2 protein-coding genes are annotated in these 1687 nt (G+C 43.1%); both read right to left on the reverse strand.

The features are described 5' to 3' along the window. The coding region (locus A3739_RS31085) for a hypothetical protein (protein WP_231877147.1) at positions 1-320 on the reverse strand (320 nt) is incomplete at its 3' end. A gap of 826 nt (positions 321-1146) precedes the next feature. Continuing rightward, positions 1147-1687, reverse strand: a 541-nt coding sequence (locus A3739_RS25455; protein WP_068503222.1) for a sugar phosphate nucleotidyltransferase, incomplete at its 5' end; no start/stop codon positions are given.

Here is a 1687-nt window from a genome sequence, read left to right on the forward strand (position 1 = left end):
GCACTATCAATCACTACTTTGGGTGTTGGCGCATTTTTTTGTATTTCTACATAGTGGCTTAAGTTGTATGAGCTCGTCCGCTCAATTAATAGCTTTGATATATCGGGCGCCGGTGTTGCAAGCTGTTTACTTATAGACTGGTCGCTTACGGTTGGAGCAGCATGCGTGGCATCTTCATTTACCAAGCTTGATTTGATTGAGCTCAGGTAGATGATCAAGCAGACAACTAACGATAGCGCTGCAAGGTTTATGATGCTGTTGTCGCTGGTTTTAGTTCTAGCATGAAAGCTGAAACGTGCTGAATCGATCGCGATGCTCATGTTATTTTTTAGGAAGCTTTACGTGTTGGGAAAATAAAGCTTGAAGGCTTTTTAGCTACTTTGTTTGCCGGCTTGACAGGCCCTTTGATGTGATCGAGCCCGTTTGTCATGGCTTCAAGCACGGATCGAATTTGTGCCGGCGTTTGGCCTTGGCTAATCATCATGATGCCTTCAGCGTGAATATTTAAGGCGTCATGATGTATTTCCATTTGACGATACAAGCGTTCAATCAAAGGTTTGCAAACAAAGCCCTGTACACACAAAGCGAACGCTAATGTTGTTAGCGGCGCAAGAGCTAATTCAGCTCCTTGTAGAGACATGAATTGAAGCTGTCCGATGAGCGTCATGACTGCTACAAATATAGCAATAGTTAGTAAGTTTGTATTAAGAAGTTCCAACTTATTGATATGCTGCTTTCGAGCTTGAATGGCTGATTTTAGCTGCCATTGAAGGGTTTTTTGCAATTCGTCTTCTCCGTATTCCTCACGCACAGCGATGAGTCCTGTGCGCAATAAACTTGGCGACATATTGATGAGTTCGCGATCGATAAAATTGAATTGTTTGCGAAACCAAAGCTTAGAAAATGCCACGATTTGTATGAGTGCTTGTTGCTCGTCGGCTTCAAGTTCTGCGTGATCCTGACGCAGCTNGGTGTAAGCGGACTTCGCTTCTTTCCATGAAAGTGTTGCGATAATAAAGATCGAGCACAAAACAATAAAAATAAAGATGCTCAGTAGACTTAGCCACATGGTCGTTGCTCCAGTGATATGACAGCATTTTGACAAAAAGAAATATTTGTCAAAATAAAGCAAAAACTAAGCCTGTTTTATGCGAGTCGATTTCTTAAGGTTTCGAGACGACTTGGTGTACCAACATCTAGCCAGTACCCATCTAATGTTGATGCCTGCAGTTGATGAGATTGCGCTAGCTCTTTAAGCATTGGTCCCAAGGGCGCTTTTCCTTCAGGCAGATTTTTAAACATGCTTGGCCGGTATAGGCCAATACCGGAATAAGTATGTGATAGAGGCGCGATGAGCGTGGCGAGTATCTGTTTGCTGTTAGTGCTATCGATTCCGAAATCACCCTTAGTATTGTGCTCCGGGTTTTCGCACAGAAGGATGTGCGCTTTTATCTCTTTACCGATCTTGTTTTCTAATAAAGACGTGAGAGGCGCTTCTGTGTAGACATCACCATTGATCAGCAGAAATGGCGTATCGGCCTCTGAATTTAAAAAAGAGAGGGCGTTACGGATGCCTCCAGCCGTTTCTAGCAGTGAGGCTTCATTGAATAATTGAATATTGAGTTGGTTACGCCAAACCGCATCGATATGACTTTCTATTTTCTCTCCAAGCCAATGGGTGTTAATA

This window comes from Oleiphilus sp. HI0067 (genome assembly GCF_001635735.1).